The 23,765-nt window shown below is 36.5% G+C and carries 27 protein-coding genes; 23 read left to right on the top strand and 4 right to left on the bottom strand.

Annotation, left to right across the window (positions count from 1 at the left end; all coding sequences use genetic code 11):
* The first annotated feature begins 35 nt into the window (after positions 1-35).
* From EKH84_RS18245 to EKH84_RS18170, 17 genes are all read left to right on the top strand, one after another.
* Positions 36-512 carry a MarR family winged helix-turn-helix transcriptional regulator gene (locus EKH84_RS18245; protein WP_013658031.1) on the top strand — a complete coding sequence of 159 codons (477 nt, stop codon included), beginning with the start codon at positions 36-38 and terminating at the stop codon, positions 510-512.
* Positions 509-1,477: a beta-ketoacyl-ACP synthase III gene (locus tag EKH84_RS18240; protein WP_013658030.1), complete on the top strand. Its 969-nt coding sequence runs from the start codon at positions 509-511 to the stop codon at positions 1,475-1,477. Before EKH84_RS18245 ends, EKH84_RS18240 begins: the two co-directional genes overlap by 4 nt.
* Positions 1,478-1,576: 99 nt before the next feature.
* Positions 1,577-1,801 carry an acyl carrier protein gene (gene acpP / locus EKH84_RS18235; protein ID WP_013658029.1) on the top strand — a complete coding sequence of 75 codons (225 nt, stop codon included), beginning with the start codon at positions 1,577-1,579 and terminating at the stop codon, positions 1,799-1,801.
* A 20-nt stretch (positions 1,802-1,821) separates the two neighbouring features.
* A complete protein-coding gene (fabK, locus tag EKH84_RS18230) occupies positions 1,822-2,787 on the top strand; it encodes an enoyl-[acyl-carrier-protein] reductase FabK (RefSeq protein WP_127067393.1) in 966 nt (321 codons plus the stop codon).
* 12 nt (positions 2,788-2,799) lie between these two features.
* Complete coding sequence (gene fabD, locus EKH84_RS18225; protein ID WP_013658027.1) at positions 2,800-3,744, top strand: ACP S-malonyltransferase; 945 nt, start codon at positions 2,800-2,802, stop codon at positions 3,742-3,744.
* Positions 3,737-4,480, top strand: a complete 744-nt coding sequence (fabG, locus tag EKH84_RS18220; protein WP_127067392.1) for a 3-oxoacyl-[acyl-carrier-protein] reductase — start codon at positions 3,737-3,739, stop codon at positions 4,478-4,480. Before fabD ends, fabG begins: the two co-directional genes overlap by 8 nt.
* 21 nt (positions 4,481-4,501) lie before the next feature.
* On the top strand, positions 4,502-5,743 hold the full coding sequence (gene fabF, locus EKH84_RS18215) for a beta-ketoacyl-ACP synthase II (RefSeq protein ID WP_127067391.1): 1,242 nt from the start codon (positions 4,502-4,504) through the stop codon (positions 5,741-5,743).
* Positions 5,744-6,205 (top strand): acetyl-CoA carboxylase biotin carboxyl carrier protein, encoded by a 462-nt coding sequence (accB, locus tag EKH84_RS18210; protein ID WP_127067390.1) that lies wholly within the window; start codon positions 5,744-5,746, stop codon positions 6,203-6,205.
* 14 nt (positions 6,206-6,219) lie between these two features.
* Positions 6,220-6,642 (top strand): 3-hydroxyacyl-ACP dehydratase FabZ, encoded by a 423-nt coding sequence (fabZ, locus tag EKH84_RS18205; RefSeq protein ID WP_127067389.1) that lies wholly within the window; start codon positions 6,220-6,222, stop codon positions 6,640-6,642.
* Positions 6,643-6,658: 16 nt separating this feature from the next.
* The gene (locus EKH84_RS18200; protein WP_127067388.1) at positions 6,659-8,029 is read left to right on the top strand and encodes an acetyl-CoA carboxylase biotin carboxylase subunit; all 1,371 of its coding nucleotides are present in this window, start codon (positions 6,659-6,661) and stop codon (positions 8,027-8,029) included.
* The gene (gene accD / locus EKH84_RS18195) at positions 8,019-8,876 is read left to right on the top strand and encodes an acetyl-CoA carboxylase, carboxyltransferase subunit beta (protein ID WP_127067387.1); all 858 of its coding nucleotides are present in this window, start codon (positions 8,019-8,021) and stop codon (positions 8,874-8,876) included. The genes EKH84_RS18200 and accD overlap by 11 nt, the downstream gene beginning before the upstream one ends.
* 2 nt (positions 8,877-8,878) lie before the next feature.
* Positions 8,879-9,817, top strand: a complete 939-nt coding sequence (locus EKH84_RS18190) for an acetyl-CoA carboxylase carboxyltransferase subunit alpha (protein WP_127067386.1) — start codon at positions 8,879-8,881, stop codon at positions 9,815-9,817.
* A 528-nt stretch (positions 9,818-10,345) separates the two neighbouring features.
* The gene (locus tag EKH84_RS18185; protein WP_127067385.1) at positions 10,346-10,696 is read left to right on the top strand and encodes a 1,4-dihydroxy-6-naphthoate synthase; all 351 of its coding nucleotides are present in this window, start codon (positions 10,346-10,348) and stop codon (positions 10,694-10,696) included.
* A 93-nt stretch (positions 10,697-10,789) separates the two neighbouring features.
* Entirely contained in the window at positions 10,790-11,239 is a 450-nt protein-coding gene (locus EKH84_RS18180; RefSeq protein WP_127067384.1) for a hypothetical protein, read from the top strand.
* 20 nt (positions 11,240-11,259) lie between these two features.
* Entirely contained in the window at positions 11,260-11,619 is a 360-nt protein-coding gene (locus EKH84_RS18175; protein WP_127067383.1) for a hypothetical protein, read from the top strand.
* A 52-nt stretch (positions 11,620-11,671) separates the two neighbouring features.
* A complete protein-coding gene (locus EKH84_RS22235; protein WP_190283389.1) occupies positions 11,672-11,818 on the top strand; it encodes a hypothetical protein in 147 nt (48 codons plus the stop codon).
* Positions 11,819-11,879: 61 nt separating this feature from the next.
* The gene (locus tag EKH84_RS18170) at positions 11,880-12,374 is read left to right on the top strand and encodes a hypothetical protein (protein ID WP_127067382.1); all 495 of its coding nucleotides are present in this window, start codon (positions 11,880-11,882) and stop codon (positions 12,372-12,374) included.
* A gap of 414 nt (positions 12,375-12,788) precedes the next feature.
* On the opposite strand, the gene EKH84_RS18165 is transcribed toward EKH84_RS18170, so the two are convergent.
* Positions 12,789-14,873, bottom strand: coding sequence for a methyl-accepting chemotaxis protein (locus EKH84_RS18165; protein WP_127067381.1), 2,085 nt, complete (start codon positions 14,871-14,873; stop codon positions 12,789-12,791).
* A gap of 192 nt (positions 14,874-15,065) precedes the next feature.
* Between EKH84_RS18165 and fliB the strand changes: the two genes are divergently transcribed.
* Positions 15,066-16,247 carry a flagellin lysine-N-methylase gene (gene fliB / locus EKH84_RS18160; RefSeq protein WP_013658018.1) on the top strand — a complete coding sequence of 394 codons (1,182 nt, stop codon included), beginning with the start codon at positions 15,066-15,068 and terminating at the stop codon, positions 16,245-16,247.
* 248 nt (positions 16,248-16,495) lie between these two features.
* Positions 16,496-16,738 carry a phage tail protein gene (locus tag EKH84_RS18155; protein WP_013658017.1) on the top strand — a complete coding sequence of 81 codons (243 nt, stop codon included), beginning with the start codon at positions 16,496-16,498 and terminating at the stop codon, positions 16,736-16,738.
* 63 nt (positions 16,739-16,801) lie between these two features.
* On the opposite strand, the gene EKH84_RS18150 is transcribed toward EKH84_RS18155, so the two are convergent.
* The gene (locus EKH84_RS18150; RefSeq protein WP_127067380.1) at positions 16,802-17,338 is read right to left on the bottom strand and encodes a cupin domain-containing protein; all 537 of its coding nucleotides are present in this window, start codon (positions 17,336-17,338) and stop codon (positions 16,802-16,804) included.
* A 201-nt stretch (positions 17,339-17,539) separates the two neighbouring features.
* On the opposite strand from EKH84_RS18150, the gene EKH84_RS18145 reads away from it, so the two are divergent.
* Together EKH84_RS18145 and EKH84_RS18140 are read left to right on the top strand one after the other, a co-directional pair.
* Positions 17,540-19,000 (top strand): leucyl aminopeptidase, encoded by a 1,461-nt coding sequence (locus EKH84_RS18145; RefSeq protein ID WP_127067379.1) that lies wholly within the window; start codon positions 17,540-17,542, stop codon positions 18,998-19,000.
* A 292-nt stretch (positions 19,001-19,292) separates the two neighbouring features.
* Positions 19,293-20,627, top strand: a complete 1,335-nt coding sequence (locus EKH84_RS18140; protein ID WP_127067378.1) for a CoA-disulfide reductase — start codon at positions 19,293-19,295, stop codon at positions 20,625-20,627.
* Positions 20,628-20,673: 46 nt separating this feature from the next.
* Here the strand turns inward: EKH84_RS18140 and EKH84_RS18135 are convergent, their stop codons facing one another.
* Positions 20,674-21,213 (bottom strand): hypothetical protein, encoded by a 540-nt coding sequence (locus EKH84_RS18135; protein ID WP_127067377.1) that lies wholly within the window; start codon positions 21,211-21,213, stop codon positions 20,674-20,676.
* A gap of 216 nt (positions 21,214-21,429) precedes the next feature.
* Here EKH84_RS18135 and EKH84_RS18130 point away from each other — a divergent pair, with 216 nt between their 5' ends.
* Positions 21,430-22,356, top strand: a complete 927-nt coding sequence (locus tag EKH84_RS18130; RefSeq protein WP_190283388.1) for a helix-turn-helix transcriptional regulator — start codon at positions 21,430-21,432, stop codon at positions 22,354-22,356.
* Positions 22,357-22,367: 11 nt separating this feature from the next.
* On the opposite strand, the gene splB is transcribed toward EKH84_RS18130, so the two are convergent.
* Positions 22,368-23,390: a spore photoproduct lyase gene (splB, locus tag EKH84_RS18125; protein WP_127067375.1), complete on the bottom strand. Its 1,023-nt coding sequence runs from the start codon at positions 23,388-23,390 to the stop codon at positions 22,368-22,370.
* 102 nt (positions 23,391-23,492) lie between these two features.
* Here splB and EKH84_RS18120 point away from each other — a divergent pair, with 102 nt between their 5' ends.
* Positions 23,493-23,720, top strand: a complete 228-nt coding sequence (locus EKH84_RS18120; RefSeq protein ID WP_127067374.1) for a hypothetical protein — start codon at positions 23,493-23,495, stop codon at positions 23,718-23,720.
* Positions 23,721-23,765 lie beyond the last annotated feature (45 nt).

The raw sequence follows: 23,765 nt of genomic DNA, 5'->3' as shown, positions 1-23,765 counted from the left end.
TTTTTGTTTATTTCACTTGAAGGGAGGAAGGAAAATTGGAGGACTCAATTGAAATTGTAAATACCTTGCTTGTGAATTCCTTTAATAAAATTCTTACACTTGAGAAAGATGTGTTAAAAGAAGGTCCTTTTAGTGAATTAACCATTACAGAGTTACATGCTATTGAGGCCATTGAACTGAAAGGTAAAACCATGACTGAAACAGCTCATAAGTTAGGTATTACAGTAGGGAGCCTCACAGTAACGATTAATCGCCTTGTAAAAAAAGAATATGTCGTAAGAAGTGACAAGGAAGGGGATAGGCGTCTTGTTCAACTAACGCTCACTAAAAAGGGAAAATTAGCTTGGAGATTGCATGATCACTTTCATAGACATATGGTAAGACGTATGCTACAAGGACTAAAGGAAGAGGAACACCAAGTTTTAATTCAATCTCTAGAAAGTTTAGTACACTTTGTAGAAGAGCAACAAGCCTATTTTAAGGCCAAACAATTTGAGGAGAACAAGTTATGATTGGAATGAGGATAAAAGGATTAGGGAAAGCAGTACCAAAAAGAACCGTATCCAATGATGAACTTAGTCAGTTAGTAGACACATCAGATGAGTGGATTACCAGTCGCACAGGTATTAGATCTAGGCATATCGCTACGACTGAAACGACTACCACTTTAGCAATAGAAGCAGCTAGGGAAGCCGTAGTAACCAGTGAGCTGAGCAAAGAGGCTATAGACCTTGTAATCGTGGCTACGGTTTCACCAGATACCATGATGCCTAGTACAGCCTGTAAGGTGGCAGAAGCACTTGGTATAGAAAAGGCTACTTGCTTTGATGTAACAGCTGCTTGCAGTGGTTTTGTTTATGCCACTCAATTAGCTGATAGCTTAATTAAGACAGGCATAGCACACAATGCACTTGTTATTGGAGCAGAGGTCTTAAGCAAGGTAGTAGATTGGAAAGATAGAGGTACCTGTGTTTTATTCGCAGATGGGGCAGGAGCCGTCGTTTATGAAGGAACAGAGGATAATAAAATCTATCATATCGTAACAGGTTCAAGACCAGATGGTGCTGAACAAATTACCTTAGAAACAGCGGGCTTTGACCATACCTTTTACGAAAGGGAAGAAGTAAAACCAGCCATTAAGATGGATGGCAAAGGCGTGTATAGCTTTGCCACAACAACAGTACCTAGAAGTATAGAAGAAGTTTTAAGTGTAGCTAGTTATAGTGCAGATGATGTTGACTGGTATATTTTACACCAAGCTAATTCACGTATTATGGACCGCGTAGCTAGTCATCTTAAAATATCAAAGGAGAAATTTTTCAAGAATTTAGATGAACATGGTAATACATCAGCAGCTAGTATCCCTATGGCTTTATATGATCTAAGTCCTAAGCTAAAAGCAGGGGATAAGCTCATTGCTTCAGGCTTTGGGGCAGGCCTTACTTGGGGCACTATGCTATTTGAGTGGAGTAAGTAAAACAATTAAAAATTAAAAATTAAAAATGAAGAATTAAATAGCATCCATAGGCTATTAGCCTTTTAGGATAAATAAAAAACATTTTAGGAGGAATACAATATGTTAGAAAGATTACAAGCAGTTATCGCAGACAAATTAAGTGTAGAGGTAAGTGAAGTTACACCAGAAGCTACTTTCCGTGAAGATTTAGGAGCAGATTCATTAGATTTATTTGAAGTGGTAATGGGAATTGAAGAAGAATTTGGTATTAGTATTGAAAACGAAGACTTAGAAAAAATTCAAACTGTAGGAGATGCACTGGCCTATATTACAGATAAACAATAAACCATAAGGAGATAACAGTAATGAAAACAATATGTGATTTACTGGGGATTTCCTACCCCATTATTCAAGGTGGAATGGCATGGGTGGCTACTCATAGTATTGCCGCAGCAGTTTCTGAGGCAGGGGGATTAGGTATTATTGCAGCGGGGCACGCTCCTAGTGATTGGCTCCGCGCGGAAATCAGAGCTTGCAAAGCTTTAACTAATAAACCTTTTGGTGTTAACATTATGCTGCTTAGTCCTTATGTAGATGAAGTAGCTCAGGTTGTTGCAGAAGAAGGCGTAAGTATGGTGACAACAGGAGCAGGTAATCCAGGTAAGTATATGGAGCTTTGGAAAAGTGCCGGCATTAAAGTAATACCAGTAGTACCTTCTGTAGCACTTGCAAAACGTATGGAGAAGTGTGGTGCTGACGCCGTCATCGCTGAAGGTGGTGAATCAGGTGGCCATATTGGTGAACTAAGTACAATGGCCCTTGTACCACAAGTTGTAGATGCAGTTGATATTCCAGTTATTGCAGCTGGCGGTATTGGAGATGGTAGAGGTATTGCAGCTGCCTTTATGTTAGGAGCCCAAGGTGTGCAAATGGGTACCAGATTCTTAGTCGCTAAAGAATGTGATATTCCAGACAGCTACAAACAAAGAGTGCTTAAAGCATCAGATATCGATGCAGTAGTGACAGGTCGCTCAACAGGACATCCAGTGAGAAGCCTTCGTAATCAACTGACTAGAGAGTTTGCTCAGTTAGAAAAATCAGGTGCAACACCTGAGGAACTGGACAAATTTGGTACAGGTGCTTTAAGAAGGGCTGCTGTAGAAGGTGATGTGATGAGAGGATCAGTACTTGCTGGTCAAATCTCAGGGATGATTACTAAAGAACAAACTGCTAAAGAGATGGTAGAAGAATTAATACTAGAGCTCAATCAAGTATTAGCAGATAAAATAGAGGGGCTAGAAACCATGGTTAGCCAAATTAAAAACAAATAGGAGGTGGTAAAAATGAAAGCAGCCCTATTATTTCCAGGCCAAGGTGCACAGTACGTTGGTATGGGCAAGGACTTATACGATTCTTATATTATTGTAAAACAATTATTTGACGAAGCAGCTAGCGTTCTAGATTGGGACGTTAGAGAAGTATGCTTCACTGATTCTCATGCACTTATTAATCAAACACGTTATACCCAAGCTGCCCTTTTTACAACTAACTATGCGATTTATAAAGTACTAGAAGCCAATGGGTTGAAAGCAGATGCTATGCTTGGTTTTAGTCTTGGCGAATATGATGCTATTACTGCCAGTGGGGCTTTAGATTTTAAAACAGCTTTAACATTAGTTGATAAAAGAGCAACCTATATGGAAGAAGCAGCCAATAAAAATCCAGGTGGCATGTCAGCAGTTATTGGTCTTGGCATAGAAGAAATCAAAGCAGTTTGTGAGGCTATTAGCGAGGAGAGTCATTTACCAGTGGAAGTAGCTAATGATAACTGTGAAGGACAAGTAACCATAGCAGGCGTGAAAGAAGCATTAGAGCTAGCTAGCTTAAAATTAAAGGAAGCAGGCGCTAAACGTGTTTTACCTCTTAAAGTAAGTGGCGCTTTTCATAGTTCACTTATGGAAGAAGCTAAAGAAAAGTTAGCTAAAGAGCTTGTAACTCTTGATTTCAAGGAGCCACAAGTAGAGGTAATCAGTAATGTGAGTGCAGGGCCTATGAATAGAGAAGAGATTATAGAGAATATTCCTCTTCAAGTCGTTAAAGGTGTACGTTTTAGAGAAAGTATTCATTATTTAGTAAGTCAAGGCTTTGACACCTTTATAGAGGTGGGGCCTAAATGTACACTAAGTAACTTAGTTAAAAAGATGGCACCAGAAGCCACTATTTTAAACGTAGAGGATAGTGATACCTTACGAAATGTATTAGAAAAGGTAGGTAGAGGCAATGCTTAAAGATAAAGTAGCGGTGATTACAGGAAGTGTTCGAGGCATAGGAAGAGCTATTGCTATGTGCTTTGCGAAACAAGGTGCAAATGTTGTAATTAACTATAGTAGTGAGAAAAGGAAAGAAGAAGCTGATCAAGTTGTAACAGAAATTAAGGCATTAGGGGGAAAAGCTATTGCCCTTTGCGCTAATGTAGCCAATAGTGAAGAAGCCAAAGGACTTATTGAAGGAACCATAGCTGCTTTTGGTAAAATAGATATTTTAGTTAATAATGCAGGTATTACTAAGGATATGTTACTTCTTAGAATGACTGAAAAAGAGTTCCAAGAGGTATTAGATGTGAATTTAAAAGGTGTTTTCAATTGTTCAAAGCATGGGGCTAAAGCCATGATGAAAACAGGTGGAAGTATTATTAATATGACTTCAGTAGTTGGCATCAATGGTAATGCCGGACAAAGCAACTATGCAGCCTCCAAGGCGGGAGTTATTGGATTTACCAAATCAGTAGCTAAAGAATTTGCTGGTAAGAATATTCGTGTAAATGCAATTGCACCAGGTTTTATTACAACAGATATGACAGATATACTTCCAGAGCGTGTTAAAGAGAGTGTAATGACAAGTATTCCTATGAAACGTTTTGGAGTGAGTGAAGAAATAGCCAATGTGGCAGTATTTTTAGCAAGTGATCTTTCAAGCTATATTACAGGAGAGGTTATTAAAGTAGATGGCGGTATGGCCATGTAATAACGAGAAGGAGAAGTGAAGATGAATAATAGAGTTGTTATTACTGGAATGGGCGTAGTATCACCGATAGGAAATGACGTAGACACTTATTGGAATAGCTTAAAGGAAGGAAAATGTGGTATTAAAGTACTTCCAGAAGAATTACAAATTGAAGGCACTAATGTGCATGTAGCAGGAACAGTAACAGACTTTGAAGTAGAAAAATACATCGATAAAAGAGAAGCAAGAAGACTAGCTAGATTTTCTCAATTTGCTATTTATGCTAGCAAACAAGCTCTTGAAAATGCAAAGCTCAATATGGAAGAGGAAGATGCCCATAAGGTGGGCGTTATGATTGGAAGTGGTATTGGAGCCTTAGATGTTATTGAACAAGAGACGCTTAAGCTTCATGAAAAAGGCGCAAAAAGAGTATCTCCTTTATTTGTACCTATGGCAATTGTCAATATGGCAGCAGGTAATGTAGCTATTCATACTGGTGCAAAAGGTGTTTGCTCTACGGTGGTTACAGCCTGTGCTTCTGGTACACACTCTATTGGAGAAGCCTTCAGATATTTAAAACAAGGTTTTCAAGAGGTGATGCTAGCAGGCGGCAGTGAAGCTTGTATTACGCCTTTAGGGATTGCTGGGTTTAATGCTTTAACAGCATTAACGACGAGTGAAGATCCTATGAGAGCATCTATTCCTTTTGATAAAGAACGTAGTGGTTTTGTTATGGGTGAAGGCGCAGGTGTACTAGTCATGGAAACTTTAGAGCATGCAAAGAAAAGAGGCGCTCCTATTATAGCAGAAGTGGTTGGCTATGGTGCAACAGGTGATGCACATCATATTACGACACCAGCTCCAGGAGGGGTAGGTGCGGCTAGGGCTATGGAAGAAGCTTTAAGAGAAGCAGGTATTGCTTCAGAAGCTGTGAATTATATTAATGCTCATGGTACAAGTACACAGTACAATGACCTTTATGAAACTATGGCAATTCAAAGTGTATTTGGAGAAGCTACTCAAGTAGCCGTTAGTTCTACTAAATCAATGACAGGTCATCTTCTAGGTGCAGCTGGTGCCATTGAAGCCATTGCCATTGCTAAGGCAGTAGAAGAAGACTTTATTCCACCGACAGCTAACTATCAGGTGAGAGATGAAGCTTGCCCACTTGATTATGTACCAGGTGAGGGAAGAGATGAAAAAGTCCAATATGCCATGAGTAATTCTCTTGGTTTTGGTGGCCATAATGCCACTTTAATCTTTAAGAAATGGGAGGAAGCTTAAATGGAAATCGAAACAATAAAAGAACTTATTAAAGCTTTTAGTGAAGCAGAGCTTACCAAGCTTTCTCTTAAATGCGAAGATTTTGAGCTAAAGCTAGGCAAAGAACAAACCATTTATCAAACCGTCATGACAGAAACAGCACCCCTAGTACCAAGTGTGCAAAGTCCTGCTAACAATAATGATATTGTTATGAGTGAACCAGAGATGACACCTGCGGCAGAAGCATCAGGAAAAGCCATTACATCACCTATGGTAGGAACTTTCTATGCAGCTAGCAGTCCTAAAGCAAAACCTTTTGTAGAAGTTGGTTCTAAAGTGAAAAAGGGTGATGTGGTATGTGTGATTGAAGCTATGAAACTAATGAATGAAGTAGAGGCAGAGATAGAAGGCGAAGTGGTAGAGATTTTAGCAGCTAATGAGTCTATGGTGGAATTTGGCCAGCCTCTCTTCATTTTAAAATAGAGAAGGAGTAAACCATGTTAAATACAAAGCAAATTATGGAGATTATTCCCCATAGATATCCTTTTTTACTAGTTGATAAAGCAGAATTACTGGAAGATGGCAGGGCAGCTGTAGGCTATAAAAATGTAACCATTAATGAACCCTTTTTTCAAGGGCATTTTCCACAGGAGCCTGTTATGCCAGGCGTTTTAATAGTAGAAGCACTAGCACAAGTAGGAGCTATTGCACTTTTGTCACAGGAAGCCTTTAAAGGTAAGATTGCTTACTTTGGTGGGATTAAAGAGGCTAAATTTAGAGGTAAAGTAGTACCAGGTGATACCTTAAAGCTAGAGTGTGAAATTATTAAGCAAAAAGGCCCTATGGGTGTAGGTAAGGCAGTTGCTAGTGTAGAAGGTAAAAAGGTATGTGAAGCAGAACTTATTTTTGCTATCGGCTAATAGGAGGTGAAGGAGGATGATAGAAAAAGTACTTGTTGCTAATAGAGGAGAAATTGCTGTTCGTATTATTAGGGCGTGTAAAGAAATGGGTATTGCAACTGTTGCAGTGTACTCAACAGCTGATGAAGAAGCACTCCATGTACAACTAGCAGATGAAGCAGTATGTATAGGAAGTCCTCTTCCTAAAAATAGTTATCTTAATATAGAAAACATTATTAGTGCAGCCGTTTTAACAGGTTGTGATGCACTTCATCCGGGCTTTGGATTTTTATCAGAGAATGCTAAGTTTGCAGAAATATGTGAGAAGTGTGGGATTACCTTTATTGGACCTACAGGTGAGATGATTCGCCTCATGGGAGATAAAGCCAAAGCAAGAGAAATGATGATTGCAGCAGGTGTACCAGTTGTCCCAGGTTCAGAAGGTAAAATTGAGGACTTAGAAGAAGCTATGTGCCTTGCAGATCGTATTGGTTATCCTGTCATTTTAAAAGCAACTGCTGGTGGTGGGGGCCGCGGCATGCGTATTGTGTGGAAAAAGGAAGCGTTTGAAAAAGCTTTTTTATCTGCTAGTAGTGAAGCAGAAAATGCTTTTGGTGATGGCAGTATGTACCTTGAAAAGTATATTCAGAATCCACGTCATATCGAATTTCAGATTTTAAGTGATGCTTATGGTAATGTAGTGCATTTAGGAGAAAGAGACTGTTCACTCCAACGTCGTCATCAAAAAGTCATGGAGGAAGCACCTTCACCTTTTTTAAATAATGATATGAGAAAGCGTATGGGTGAAATTGCTGTTACTGCTGCTAAGGCTGTTAACTACCAAAATGCAGGAACGATAGAGTTTATAGTAGATGCCAGTGGTGAGTTTTACTTTATTGAAATGAATACCCGTATTCAAGTAGAGCATCCTATTACAGAAATGGTGACAGGTATAGATTTAATCAAAGCTCAAATTAAGATAGCAGCTAAAGAACCCCTTGCTATAAAGCAAAAAGACATTCATATTAAAGGGCATGCTATTGAGTGCCGTATTAATGCAGAAAATCCATTACTCAACTTTAAGCCTTGCGCTGGAACTATAGAAGAACTTTATCTGCCAGGCGGTAGAGGTGTTCGCATTGAATCTGCACTTTATGAAAGCTATAAGGTACCACCAACCTATGATTCAATGCTTGCCAAAGTCATTACATTTGGTGATACCAGAGAAGAAGCAATTGCTATTATGAAAAGAGCTTTAGGAGAAATGGTGATTGAAGGCATAGAAACCAATGTGTTCTTCCAATATCAGCTTTTAAATGAAGCAGCTTTCGTAGAAGGTAAATTTGATACCTCATTTATCGAACGCAACCTAGAAACAATTTTAGGAGGAGTGGTAGATGAAGCTTAATGGTTTTATAAAAAAGAAAACAAAGTATGCTATGGCAATAGGCGAGAAAGCTAAAAAGTCAAGTGTACCAGAGGGCATGTATATTCAGTGTCCTAAATGTAAAAAAAGCATTTACCGTGCTGATTTAAAAAGCCACCTAGGCGTTTGTCCACAGTGTGGTTACTATTATCCCCTATCAGCAAGGGCAAGAATCAGCTTAGTTGTGGATAAAGGAAGCTTTAATGAGTTTGATACTAATATGACTAGTAGCAATCCATTAGATTTCCCAGGCTATGAAGAAAAGCTAACAGCTTATCAGGAAAAAACAGGTCAAAATGAAGCCGTTATTACAGGTGAAGCAGAGATAGAGGGTCAAAAAACGATTATTGCAATTATGGATTCAAGTTTTATGATGGGAAGTATGGGTTCGGTGGTAGGTGAGAAAATCACTAGAGCCATTGAGTATGCTACCCAAAATCATTTACCTATTATTATTTTTACAGCATCAGGTGGTGCTAGAATGCAAGAAGGTATTTTTTCACTTATGCAAATGGCTAAAACAAGTGCAGCACTAGCAAAACATGATGACAATGGACTTTTATATATTAGTATTTTAACTGACCCAACTACTGGCGGTGTAACAGCCAGCTTTGCCACCTTAGGTGACATTATTTTGGCAGAGCCGGGAGCACTTATTGGTTTTGCAGGACCTCGTGTGATTGAACAAACCATTAATCAAAAGCTTCCTGAAGGCTTTCAGCGTAGTGAATTTCTTTTGGAGCATGGTCAAATTGATAGCATTGCAGAACGAACAGAATTAAAAGCAACTTTAGGAAAACTCCTAAGATTGCATAGCAAGGAGGGGTGAAAGTGGAAGATATAGTGATTCGCTTAGAAGCTATTGAGGGTGCTATCACACACCTGAAGACTTTAGAGCAAACCCCAGATATAATTGACGAAATGGCAAGACTTGAAAAGCTGGCTACTAAACTTCGCAAAAAGCTTCCAGCAGAAGAAAAAGCATGGGATAAAGTAGTATCGGCTAGAAAATTAGATAGACCCAGAGGTTGTTTTTATATAGAAACGATCACTACAGATTTTATAGAGTGTCATGGTGATCGAAGCTTTAGAGATGATCCTGCTATTATAGGTGGGATTGGAAAAATTGGTGAGCACACTGTCACCTTGATTGTTCAAGGCAAAGGCAATACCTCTAAAGAAAATATGGCAAGAAACTTTGGAATGCCTCATCCAGAAGGCTATAGAAAAGCACTTAGGCTCATGAAACAAGCTGAGAAGTTTAATCGGCCAGTTGTTTGTTTAATTGATACACCAGGTGCCTACTGTGGACTTGGAGCTGAGGAAAGAGGCCAAGGTGAAGCTATTGCCAGAAATCTTATGGAAATGGCTAGATTAAAGGTACCTGTTATTGCAGGTATTATAGGCGAAGGCGGAAGTGGTGGGGCACTGGCTTTAGCTGTAGCTGATAAAGTCTTTATGCAAGAAAATACGATTTATTCGATTTTATCACCAGAAGGCTTTGCAAGTATTCTTTGGAAAGATGCTTCAAGAGCCAAAGAAGCCGCAGAAAAAATGAAGATTACTGCACCAGAGCTTTTAAATTATGGCATTATTGATGACATCATTTTAGAGCCAGTGGGAGGTGCCAATCAAGATCCCGTAGCGGCTGCAGATGCACTTAAGCAGTATTTAATGACGCAACTCACAGAACTTAAAAAGCAAGGTGAAGAAGAGAGGCTAAGTAGCCGATATGAGAGGTTTAGGAGATTTGGAGTTATTACGCAGTAAAGGGCAAAAGAGTATTGTACAAGATTAAAGTACAATGCTCTTTTTCTATTTGGAATAGTAACACAGAGAGTAATAAGCGTTTGGGAAGGAAATGAGATGGGGCGGCTATCCTTCAGTGTTCCGCTCCGTATTTTCGCAGGCACTAAGTTCATTTTTTTGATGAACGCCCACAAACTCGGCTAACGCCTCAAACACGTGGTCTAAAATCCATCAAAAAAATTCACTAAGTGCCTGCTGAAAATACTCCAAAGTCACACTTCCAGATAGCCGCCCCATCTCATTTCCATAAACGTTATTACAAGCATTACGTGTGATAAATATAAGCTAAGATAAAAGAAGAAATACTAGGCCTATTTATAGCTTGAATGACAAGGTTTGACAAAAATTAATAGTATTGAGTAATATACTAGTTTTATACTAGATTATAAATAAAATTAGTAGAGACTAAATAAGTTATAAAGAATAACAGGAGCCAATAAGATGCCGAGGTGGAGAACAATATAATTTCCATAGGAGTGATGATAATTAATGTATAATGATTTATTTTGCAAATTATTTATAAATACTGAGAAACCAGTAGAGGAAGTATTAGATATTATTTGTTTAATTTTAAAAGGTGAGATACAACCAATTAGAGCTATTAAAACAAAAGAGACAGAATTTGATTTACGGATAAATAAAGAATTTGATTTAGAAAAAAGCAAGAGGGAAGAGGATGGGTTTCTGTATTGGATGTATTATTTAGATATTGAACCAACTGATTGTGAAGAAAGTGATTATATAAAGGTTGTATATAATTTGATTGCTGAATTAAAAAAACAAGGTATTGCGTCAATTGCTGCGTGTGACTTTGCAGATAAGTTAGATACAAATAATTAGATAATAAGTAGAAATTCTTTATTCAGAATATAAAATAGTTGAAGACGTGTTGTGATGTGACTAAATTAACTATATAGGGAGAGAAAGAACAATATGGCAATATGGCAATTTGAGTATATGATTATTCCTAAAGGAAGACAATTACAAGATTATACTAAAGAACAGATTATTTCATGGAAGAATGTTGAGATTTTAAAAGATAGTATAATTAAGCTAAGTCAAATTCTTTCTAGAAAGGAAAGTTGGTCAAGCGAAATACATCAATATGGGGACAAAAATAGTTCTTGTATGAAACTAATATATGAAGATAATTGTTTAGAGGAAATTGGATGCCGATTTGATTTAAGAGATTTAACTAAAGGGATGCTAATATTAGTTATTGAATGGATTAATGAGATTAGAGGAGAAATATTATACGAAGATTATATCTACCAAGCTGACATAGATACATTAGTAGTATTGATGAAAAACTCAAGGACAGCAAAGTTCTGTGGAGACCCACAGGATTATATTAAGCAGATAAGTGGTGAAACAGATATTTAAGATATAAAGGATGTGAGAGGATGCAATGGATTATATTAATTGGTAATGAGGAGTTAACTATAGATAAACTATATAGTATTTCGTACAAAGAGAAAAGTAGAAAAGACTATGTGAATCAAGATAAAATTGTGGTGCAGTATGGAGTAGAACACGTATTTTATGAGTATACACCTAAGATAATTAATGATTATGAACCAGAAGATATAGCTAAGATACCTTTTGCAAATCCACATTTTGTTATGATGATTTATACATCTGAAGATTTAATGAAATCAATTTTATGTCAAGAAAATTTTCTGAAAGACATATATATTGATGATGATAGTGGAAGTATATTGCTTATATCAAGATTTATAGCTGGTTTTAAAATGAAAGGTTAGAAAATGTAGCTAAAATAGAAAATACAGTGGTAAAAGCTATAAAGAATATAATGTGGCTACATCACTTAAAGATAAGTGGATTAAACAACCTGAAACAACAGGTTCTTTTAGAGAAATAGATAACCATAGTGATATAGAGCAAGAGCTGATTAAACTATGTAAACGTACTAAGCAACTAGAAATGGACTTTAATATTTAGGTAACCTAAGAAAGATGAGATCTATTCAAGCATAATAGATAAAGTAGGGAGAGAAGTAAGCATGAAAGATAAAAAGGTTATATCAATAAAACGTTTATTCTGGACAGGTGTAGCTAGTACATTTCTAATCTTGGGATTTTACTTTTTTGTCAGAGGAAGTATTCAAATGTGGCATGTTTTCAAGGGAGTTAAGGTTAATGCAGAATATTTAGGAAGCGAAACTAAAACAAAGAAAGTTATGGTTTTACAAAAAATAGGACCAAGTAAAACAAAATTTACGCACGAAACATTTTATAAAGTAGCCTATATTAATCCTATTTCAGGAAAAAGGGAAGAGTCAATTATAGATTATTATAGAGATAAAATGAAAGATGGAAATGGATACATAACGATTTACTATGATAGAGGTAAAGTATTTTCACTAGAAGGAGCGCAAGATAAGTGCAGATTTGGAGGTATAATTATACTAGAAGTTATGGGGATTGTAGGTATAGTTAAACTCAGAGGTAAAATACAAAGAAAGATAGGTATAGGTAAAAATACAAAGAAAAAATGAAAAATGCTGAATGATTTAAAAGTATAGAGATTGCTAGCAATAATACGGATAAAACAATAGATGTCAAAGAAAATGTACAAATACAAATCTAGTAGCCGCTGCTGATGCACTCAAACAATATTTAGTAGTATAACTTGAAGAGTTAAAGAAACAAAGTAAAGAAGAAATACTAAATAGTAGATACGATAGATCTAGAAAGTTTGGTGTTATGGAGAAATAATAGAGTACACCATAAAATAAGAAGATTAGAAGAAACTAAATATCCTAAAAATGAATAAGCTAGCTACTCTAAATGAAAACGCGCTATAAAACTAAAGATTATCTTAGTTTTATAGCGCGTTTATTGTTTATGTAATAGGAAACTATCTTGCTATTACATAGGCTTGCAAGGGGAGAATCCCCAGCTAGAAATAGTTACTTAAGGGTAAAAGATTTAACAATCTTTTCAAGCTCAGTAATACAATCCTTATTGGTATTAGCAAGTTGCTGTGTTTGGGTAGTTGCTTTTACCATATCACCAGTTTTTTCTGCAATATTCATAACACCAGAACTTGATTCTGCAATGGTGCCATTAATACCTTGAATGGCATCATTAATTTGTGCTGTAGTCTGGGCTAAGGCGTTAATCGCATTATAGATATGAGACATATTATCTTGAAAGTTATGAGCATCATCTGCATACTGTTTACCTACATCCATAAAGTTATCATAATCTGTTAATACGACGTTCTCTAAGAAATGACTAGTATCTACTAAGCAGGCAGACATATGAGATACAGCGTTATGAACTTCTTGGATAATGGCATTAATATCTTTAACAGTTTGTGTGCTTTGTGTAGCTAAAGTTGCAATCTCAGAAGCTACGATAGCAAAACCTTTACCAGCATCACCAGCGCGAGCAGCCTCAATGGAAGCATTAAGGGCAAGTAAACTTGTTTGAGAAGCAATATTATTAATAACGTTAGTAAGTGCATTGATTTTGTCTACTGCTTTTGCATTTTCCATTGCTAGGTTTGTTTTATCTTTAACTGTCATGTAAACATTTTGTGTTTGCTCTCGTGCTAAGGCTGTTTTATCATAAAGTGTATTGGCACGCTCCATTACTTGAGTTGCTAATACATTTCCATTAGCAGAAAGTGTACTAATTTGAGCTGTACTTGTATTAATATAGGCGATGCTTTCACTGATATGATCTGTAGTAGCAGAGGTTTCCTCCATACCAGCAGCTAACTGTTGGGTAGTAGCAGAGTTATCCATACACATGGCATTCATATTTTCTGTAACTGAGCAAAGAGAAGACACATTATGGTTAATCGTTTCACTCACTTGATCAATATTACCAACAATTGTTCTAAGTGATTGACGCATGGTATGTACAGCACGTGCCATTGTTCCTGTTTCATCTTTCAAGGCATAAAGCTGCTTAGTATTGGTGGTATGTCTAAAGTTAAATTGTGAAGTCTTTTCAATAATATCAGTAAGCATAGTAATAGGTTTAATAAGCCTTCTGCTAAAAATAATACTGAGCAAGAGAGCTAATAATAGGGCAATTGCTGCAGCACTTATAATTTTTAGGCCAAGAGAAAGAGAATTTGAATAAATTTCCTTTACAGGTGCAGTTAAAGCTAATTTCATGCCATTTCCTAGAATAGAATAGCATAGATCTTTAGTTTGATTATTATAGTTATATTGTATAGAGGTATTTTGACATGATGTATCATTTAAGATGGCATTTAGGTTGCCAAAGCGTTCATCATTTAGACTTGTACCCATAGGCAGATTTTTGTGCGAGAGAATGGTGTTTTCTGCATTAGTTAGAAAAGCATAACCTGTATCATAAAGTTGAAGTTCATCAATGATATTCTGGAACGTATTAAAGTCAATATCCATACCTACCACACCAATAGAAACACCATCTTTAAAAATAGGTACTACATAAGAAACCATATAAACATTAATATTAGCGTTCATATAAGGATCTAACCAAGTAGCAGCTTTATTTTGAACAGGCGTATAGTACCAGCCAACATGGGCAGTATCAGTAGGTTCGTAGGTGCTAAAGTCAGTTGGTGTTACCTTCTCAAATTGGCTATTAACATCAGAACGAACTAGAAACAAACCCGAAGTAGGTTCAGTAAATTCTGGGTTATAACGTAGGTAAACAGAAAGTGCACCTTGGGTGTTATTGGCGAAATCTAAAATAGTTCTTTCCATAGAGTCGGTATACTCTTTGACATAAGTCGAATTTTGCTGAAAAGCTTTTGTATCTGAAATGTTATTAACTGTAGTAAGTGCAAGCGTATCAACAGATTGCTCAATGCGTGAGATGATGCTATTGAGTTGTGTACTTTTAAGCTGACTAGTAAGTTGCATAGACTTCCTAGCCTCTGTATTAGTAATATCAGTAGTAGTACTAATACTAAGCCCCCCAATAATAATGGCTGTAAACAATGTGATGAGCAAGGTCATTGACATAATTTTGTGTTTTAATGAATTCACTACTATTTCCCCCTATATAATTATGAAATAAGTACATATTATTTTGAATAATTAAATAATTATAACATAATGATATTCATTTCACGATGTAGTATGTTGCTATATTTTTATTGAAATTTATAGAACCAAGTAATAAACTAATCAATAGGTATAAAGACAGATGAATGAGTAAAGAGATGGGATGGCGTATATATGAGTCAGATTATTAAACTAAGCTATTATGATGCATTTCGCTGTATAGGAGGAGAGTGTCCTTTTACTTGCTGCCAGGAGTGGGCAATAACAGTAGATGAAGATACCTTGGAAAAATGGCGAGAGATTAGTTTGGAAGAAATAGGAATTAAAGTGGAAAAAATTGCTATAGGGAAAAAACGAGTAATGTTATGTGACTGCATTGAACATGAAGAATCAGAGCAAGTCATTGAGCTAAATAGAGATAAGACTTGTCCTTTTTTAAATAAAGATAAACTTTGTGCTGTGGTAGTAAATTTGGGTGATGCTTATTTATCAAAAACCTGCACAACCTATCCAAGGCATATACATAAGGTAGGTAAAAGGGAAGAATATTCATTAGATTTTGGATGTCCAGCTGTAATTGATTTGCTTTATAAAGAAGAAAAAGGAATCCATTTTAAAGAAGGTGAAAAAGAAAGACAAGAAACTTCAGTCTTAGAAGAGATACGCCAAATGCTACTTGAACGTGTTCAAGATGAAGCCTATTCCTTAACTGAGGGGATTTTAATGGCATATTGCTGTTTGTTAGAACTTCTAGAGGAAGAAAAACTGACAGTAGAAATAGTACAAGCTTATAAAGAGAGAGATTATTTAGAGGCATTAGTAAGTGAAATGCGTACGATGCAAGTAGAGGCCATAGATTCTTTTTGGGAAAGAAATGAACAGTTTTTAGATCGCATTCAGCTTTATCGTAAGGATGAAACGTATACTAAGGATATAGAAGCCTATAGTGTTTTGGCTGAAAGGCTGGAGGAGTATTATTCAGACACATGGCTCTTGGAGAAAAATGAAGCCTTTGAAACGCAGTATCAAGGGTTTGAAAAGCTTTTAAGAAACTATTTAGCAGCAGAAATTTGGGCAAATGTTTTAAGAGACCATATGACGTTAGACGATATGGTTATGGTGTATCAGTGGGTGATACTAGAATACTGTGGGATTAAGCAATTAACTTTCCTTAAGTGGGTCTCAGAAGAACAAAGGATGGTAGATTACAGCATGGTAAGAGATGCTATTATGATGATTGCTAGAATGATAGCTTATGATCAAGATGAGATTGAAAAATGTTTAGCGTATAGCTTTGAAGAACCGATTTTAGATTGGGGAACTTTAGCCCTTATTGTTGGTAGTGGAAAGATGTAAGGGCTGAAGCAGGGTAGAAATATAATGAATAGCTAGTGAAAATAAATAGGAGATTATATGAGAGGTAAAGAACGTGTTAAGAAGTCAGTTTTTCAGGCGTATATATACATCTATAAGGTACGGATGCAGAAAAAGATATAAAAGTAAAAAGAAAATATTATAAAGATAATGAATTTAATGTATAATTTATGTGTGTATATGGATAGGTTTACTATTAATAAAATAATCAGGAATAGAGGGGAAATGTTATGGATCCAATTTTAAGTCAAATTCAATTATTTCCATTTACCTTTGCCATGGAAGGATGGATGAAGTGCGAAGGTCAGACGCTTAATATTATGCAATATCAAGCTTTATTTTCTTTAATAGGTATTACCTATGGGGGAGATGGTAGGACTACATTTAAGGTGCCTGATTTAAGAGGGGCAGAACCACTACCGGGAATGGCTTATTATATTGCAATAACAGGGCTCTATCCCGTAAGAGCATAAAAATGAGAAGAGGGCATTCCTACGTATTTTCCAATAGGAGTGCTCTCTTTATTTGTTTAGAAATTATTTATTAGGATTCTCAGCAGCTTCTGCATCAGCTTTAGTTTGATGAACAGTACCAAAAGGATGATGAGGAGGTGCATAGATAGAGTAAAGCTTAAGCGGTGTTGAACCAATGTTAAGGACATTATGCCAAGTACCAGCAGGCACAACAAAAGCATCACTAGCTGATACAGTTTGCTGGAAATCAAGTTGATTAGGCTGGTCCCCCATCATAACTAACCCTGTTCCATCTTCAATACGTAGAAATTGATCCACATCATTATGGATTTCAAGACCAATAGATTCTCCAGGAGGAATACTCATTAATGTAAGCTGCAGAGAGTCTCCGGTCCATAGAACTGTACGAAAAGTATCATTAGCCTTTGTAACCTTTTCAATGTTAACCACGAAGGGATAAGGTCCATAATCTTTGATGACTTGAGTTGAGTTAGGCATATTACGACTTTTTTTATGGCCATTTAAATAAGGTATTTGATAATCTTGTGAAGAAGTGTTTTTTTGAATAGTATGTTGATACGTTGGATTAAAATGAGGCATTTTGATAATCCTTTCAAAAATTTTACATTAACAGTATATGTAAAAAAAGATAATAAGTGAAGAAAAGACAAAGGTTTTAATAGAAAATCATTGACTTACTTTATAGTTGAGTTAGATTGTGGTATAATATTTAAGAAGTAATCTATAGGATTATGATTAAATTGATTTATATAAATAGAATAAAAGATAAGGAGAAATGAAATGGTAAACATTAAAGATGTGACATTAGATGAGGTGCAAGCACTTATTGTACCTATAAGTGAGAATGATATTCAAGAGAAAACTCTAGAAGCACTTAAAAGCAGTAAAGCTTTTTCAGGTAAAGAAGGAGATGTATTTGTTCTTCCAATAGTTAAAGAAACTGTTAAGTATATGATTTATGTAGGAATTGGGAATAAAGAAGCATTAACAGCAGAGGGACTTCGCCAAGCTATAGCAGAAGGTGTAAAAAAAGCAAAGGCTGCAAAAGTAACAGAGGTAGGCATTAAGCTAGTAGTAACAGACAACATTTGTGTAGGTGGTAATGTCAAAGCCATTACAGAAGCAGCACTTCTTGCAAGCTATAGCTTTGATGAGTACAAAACTAAGACAGAAGAAGAAGCACCAATGAAATTCTATTTAGTAGGTGTACCAGCTGCTAAAGTAGAACGTGCTAATGAAGTTTTAGCAGCTAGCTTAAAAGTTGCAGAAGGTGTAATCATTGCGAGAGACTTAGTGAATGAGCCTTCTAATGTACTTTATCCTGAAACCTTAGCAGAGAAAGCAGTAGAAGTTGGTAAAGCTGCAGGGTGTGAAGTGGAAGTTTTTGATGAAAAGCAAATCGAAGCACTTGGCATGAAAGCCTTTTTAGCAGTAGGTGCTAGTTCAGAGCGTAAGCCAAAACTGATTGTCATGAGATACATGGGTGATGCTGATAGCAAAGAAGTTTTAGGGCTTGTAGGAAAAGGTTTAACTTATGATACAGGTGGTTATTCATTAAAACCAACTGATTCTATGAAGACTATGCAAAGTGACATGGGCGGTGCAGCCGCTGTTATTGGGGCTATGAGCGCCATTGCAGGTAATAAAGTAAAAACCAATGTGATTGCTGTTGTAGCAGCTTGTGAAAATGTGATTTCAGGAGGAAGCTATAAACCAGGAGATATTATTGGTTCTATGGCAGGTAAAACCATTGAAATTCTTAACACAGATGCAGAAGGCCGTTTAACTTTAGCAGATGCCATTACTTACGCTATTGAAAAAGAAAAAGTAACTCGTATCATTGACCTAGCGACTTTAACAGGTGCAGCCTTAGTGGCTTTAGGAACAAGTACAACAGCTGTTGTAACTAATAACCAAGACTTTTACGAAGTACTTCAAGCTGCAGCTAAAAAATCTGGAGAGCAATTCTGGCAATTACCAGCGCATAAAGAATATGCGAAAATGAATAAAAGTACAGTAGCGGACCTTAAAAATACCGGTGGTAGATTTGCAGGAACGATTACAGCGGGATTATTTGTAGGTGAGTTTGTACAAGACTTACCATGGTTACATTTAGATATTGCAGGAACAGCTTGGGCAGATAGTGCAGAAGGCTATATCACAAAAGGTGGTACTGGTGCACCTGTAAGAACCTTGTATCGTTTAGTAGAAGAGCCTTGTGGTTGTCATCATAATCATTAATAATGAATAATTGATGATTAAGCATAAAGAATGAATGATGCAGAATGAAGGCGTTAGCTTAGAATAGAAGAAAGAGTAGAGGGCTGTTATAAAAAGATAACAGTCCTTTACTTATTATAAGCTTGGGAAAAGGCATAGAAGTAGCTTGAGAATAATTACCAAAAAATTGATATTAATAGGTTTAACTTGAAAAAATAGGTAAAATCTATAATAATGGACAAGAGAGACTTGAAGTATAAGCAGCATCAATGCCGCATATGCTATAAGCAATGAAAATGAATAGGAGTATTCTATGAGAATAATTATAATTGGAGGCATTGCAGCTGGTATGAGTGCAGCAGCAAAGCTTAGAAGACTAGACAAAGAAGCAGAGGTAGTGGTCTATGAAAAGTCACCACATGTTTCATTTGGCGCTTGTGGATTGCCTTATTATGTAGGAGGATTCTTCGATAATGAAGCACAAATGTTAGCAAGAACACCACAGCAGCTCATAGCGTCTGGAATTGAACTTTATATAGAACATGAGGTGCTTCAGGTGATACCTGAGACAAAAACCTTACAAATAAAAGATTTAAAAGCAGGAACTATTAAAGAAGATCATTATGACACTTTAATGATTGCCACAGGAGCTAGCAGTATTATGCCACCTATTGAAAACTTAAATCTTAAAAATGTCCATACCCTTCGTTCTATGGCAGATGGTAAAGCATTACGTGAAGCCCTAAGAAAACCAGAAGTAAAACGTGTGGGCATTATTGGAGCAGGGTTTATAGGTCTTGAAGCTGTAGAAGCTGCTAAAGCATTAGGAAAAGAAGTCGCTGTTTTTCAGTTAGAAGATCGTATTTTAAAAGAAGTATTTGATCAAGAGGTAACTGAGCTTTTAGAAGCAGAGCTTAAGGCTCATGATGTAGCACTTTATTTAAATAGTAAAGTAACAGCTCTTAAAGGTGAAGAGTATGCAACACACATTGTTACTGAAAAGGAAGAAGTAGCTGTAGATTTAGTACTTTTAGCAACAGGAGTAAGACCAAATACAGCATTCTTAGACAATACAGATATCGAGCGCCTACGTAACGGTGCCATTGTGGTAGACCAAGAAGGAAAGACCTCACTACCAGGGGTATATGCAGCAGGTGATTGTGCTACTGTTCCTCACTTATTAAAAGGAGAACCAGCTTATATCCCACTCGCAACAAGTGCTAATAAACTGGGGCGTATTGTGGGCGAAAATTTAGCTGGTAATCATGAAGTTTTTGAAGGAACCTTAGGTTCTAGCTGTATCAAGCTGATGAATATGGAAGCAGGGCGCACCGGATTAAGTGAAGCCGAAGCTGAAAGCATGGGACTCGATTATAAAACTGTTTTTATTACTGATAAAAATCAAACAGATTATTATCCAGGCCAAGAGGATTTATCTATTAAACTCATTTATGATGCCAATACCAAGATATTATTAGGTGGGCAAGTAGTGGGAAGGAAAGATGCGGTGCAGCGTACCAATGTATTAGCTGTGGCTATTTATGCAAGGCTTACCACCAAGCAATTAGGGATGCTAGACTTATGCTATGCGCCACCATTTGCACGTACTTGGGATGCCATTAACATTGCAGGTAATGTAGCTAAATAAAAAACAAAAGGGAATTGTTCGTTTTAAACTGAACAATTCCCTTTTGTTACATATGCCACCAATTGCCAATAGTACTAAGATGCCAGCCAGAGTCAGACTGAGTGAGCACCATCTGACTACAACCAATATGTAGTGTTGTAGAGCGCCATTTACTAGGATAAAGAATGATTTCATTTCCACTTACGACTTCTTCTTCAATTTGTAAAAAGAGGCCTTCTGTAAAAATGAGATCTTTAATATAACCCTCTTGTTGCAGTTTTTCAAAAGGAGCATCAAGGACGGTTAAGTTATATTTTTCTAAAGCGGTTAATAAAGCTGCTTTTCCCTTTTCATCTAAGCTAGTTAGCATAGAAGTATCAATGCCTAGATAACGTGCATTATCGTTAAACTCAGGATTTTGCGCCATAACCTCATCAATGGCAGCTACTAGTGCTTCTTCTAAAGTTGTCCCCTGCGTAAGTGTGCTAGAAGGGGTAGAGGTGGGCTTAGGTGCATCTTTTCCAAGGCTTGGCATACAGTAAAGCCAAAGTCCTCCTACGATAAGGACTGCGATAAGGGAAAAAATAAGAAAAGGTTTTTTACTCATAGGTCCTCCATTATGTAATGACTTTTAGTAAGCAACATGACCTTTAATAAGCCTGGATGCAAGCATTTACTTTTCTTTTATTGTAGCATAGGTTTTTGAAAATAACAGATAGAAAGCAAATTCATAGCAAGAAAAGTAGGGTAAAACAAAAATTTGAAAAAACGGCCAAGTTAGCATAAGATAAATCTATGAAGACATATGGAAGAGGGAGAGCCTATGCAAGTCGAACGGTTATTTGAGATTGTTTTTATTTTACTTCATAAAGAAAAAGTAACAGCTAAATGGCTAGCGGAAAAGTTTGAAGTATCTACTAGGACGATTTATAGAGATTTAGATACTTTAAGTAGCGCTGGCATTCCTATTTATACGAATAAGGGAAATGGTGGTGGTATTGGTATATTAGAAGGGTTTAAACTGGAGAAGACTTTTTTATCTGAAGCAGAACAAAATGACATTTTATTTGGTCTTCAATGCTTAGGGGCAACAGGTTATAAAGAAAGGAGCCAGGCGCTTAATAAACTAGGACAGCTTTTTAGACGCGAAGATTATCATTGGATCCAAGTAGACTTTACGCCTTGGGGAGACCAAGGCAACGTAGAAAATAACTTTAATGTACTGAGATATAGTATTATTCATAGACAAGTCGTTGCTTTTGACTATTACAGCGGGGTAGGCGAAAAAACAAGAAGGTGTATCTGGCCTTATCGTTTAGTTTTTAAAGGAAAAGCCTGGTATGTAGAAGGGTATTGTTTACTTAGAAAAGCCATTAGACTTTTTAAACTAACGCGTATTAGGCAAATAGAACAGGGAGAAGAAAGTTTTCTATTAGAAGTGCTAGAGGAAAAAATGAGAGAGGTGAAGCCGCAGCCAGAAATAGGAGAACAAGGCGATTGTATTGCTATTACCTTATGGGTAAGTAAGGCTCTTGCCTATCGTATTTACGATGAATTTGAAGTAGAGCAGGTAAAGCTGCTAGCAGATGGGAATTTTGAGGTGAATATAGATTATATAGAGTACCCAGAAGAGGATTGGTTTTATAACTATCTCCTTTCTTTTGGAAAGGAGATAGAAGTCAAATCGCCAGAAAGTGTAAGAGTCAGGCTAAAGGAAAAGATAGAAGCTATGCTTAGGCACTATTGTTAATAGTGCAGCTATTAAATAATATATTTTAAATCTTTATAGGGAAAAAGTGCATCTAATTCTTTCGTAAAGAAAGTTTTCATAGCTACAAGCTGATCTTTAGGATAAATATATTTACCATAACCAAACTGACCATATTTGAATTGCCTTTCATCTTCTACCATGGGCAAAGTATTTTCAGGGAAGATTTCATTAATACGATTCTTAGCTCTTAGGGTATAGCGATGAGAAATAACCTCGAAAATAATAGGGTAAAGTGGTTTTACAGGAAAAGCTTCCTTGATTTCTAGAAGAAGCTGATGATATTCTTCTTCCCAATTGGGATAAAGAAAAACTGGAGCAAGGATAAAACCAACAGGATACCCTTTGGCTGCTAAATCACTACAAGCTTTAATCCTAAGCTTAGCAGAAGCCGTATGATGCTCATAGGCATTGATGATTGTTGGTGTATTTAAACTAAACCGAATTTCTGTATGACCATGATGAGGAAGATCTAGTAAGCCTTTAATATCATTATATTTACTAACAAAACGGAAACGTGCATGCTCCTCCTGACCAAAGAAGGTAATACATTTGGCCAGTGAATGGGTATAAGGTTCAACAGGGAGAGGGTCTGAGGTAGCAGCACCTTCAAAAAGCGTTATTTCTGGTAGACGTTCATGGATATAATGCGCTGCTTGTTTAAGAATATCATCTATATTCACATGGACCCGAACAAAAGGTTTATCACCAAGTTGCGTATTCAGATAGCAGTATTCACATTGTCCCATGCAACCACTTACAAGTGGAAGTTGATAGTGAGCAGAAGGCTTACAGCTTTGGAACTTAAGACTTTTTTTCACACCAACCACTAAGGTTTGTTTGCCATGCTGATATTGCTTATGAAGCTCATCACCAGGAATTTGACGTTTCACTTGATTAGTGGCTACTTGAAAAAGTTCAATGCCGCTTTGTTCATTAAAATAGTTATAAAGCTCAGTGCCTAAGGGATAGTCAAGGGCACCTTTCTCGAATATAACACGTTTGGGAATAAACATAATAGTTCCTTTCTAAAAGTATGAAATACTAATATTTTTGGCCAAATCTCTTTAAATATGTATGTATTTCAAAATGATTATGTACATAAAAGCACTCAATGGATGATACATACTATTCATTCAGTCAAAAAAAGAATGCTGTTTAATGTGCTAGCAGCAATCTTTTTTTTCTTTATCGGAAACACATACAATGCTATTTTAGTTGATTTTCAATGCCTAGAAGTAGGAGTTCATAAGATAGAAGTTAAATCGCCAGAAAGTGTGAGCATCAAGCTTAAAGAAAATATACAAGCCATACTTCAGTTCTACAATGAAGCAGGAGCATTGTAAAAATAGAGGTAGGTGAGTAAAATAAAAATCAGATAGGAACATAAA

It is taken from the genome of Cellulosilyticum sp. WCF-2, from assembly GCF_003990395.1.
Classification (GTDB): Bacteria; Bacillota; Clostridia; order Lachnospirales; family Cellulosilyticaceae; genus Cellulosilyticum; species Cellulosilyticum lentocellum.
This window is presented reverse-complemented; position numbering and strand designations above follow the sequence as displayed.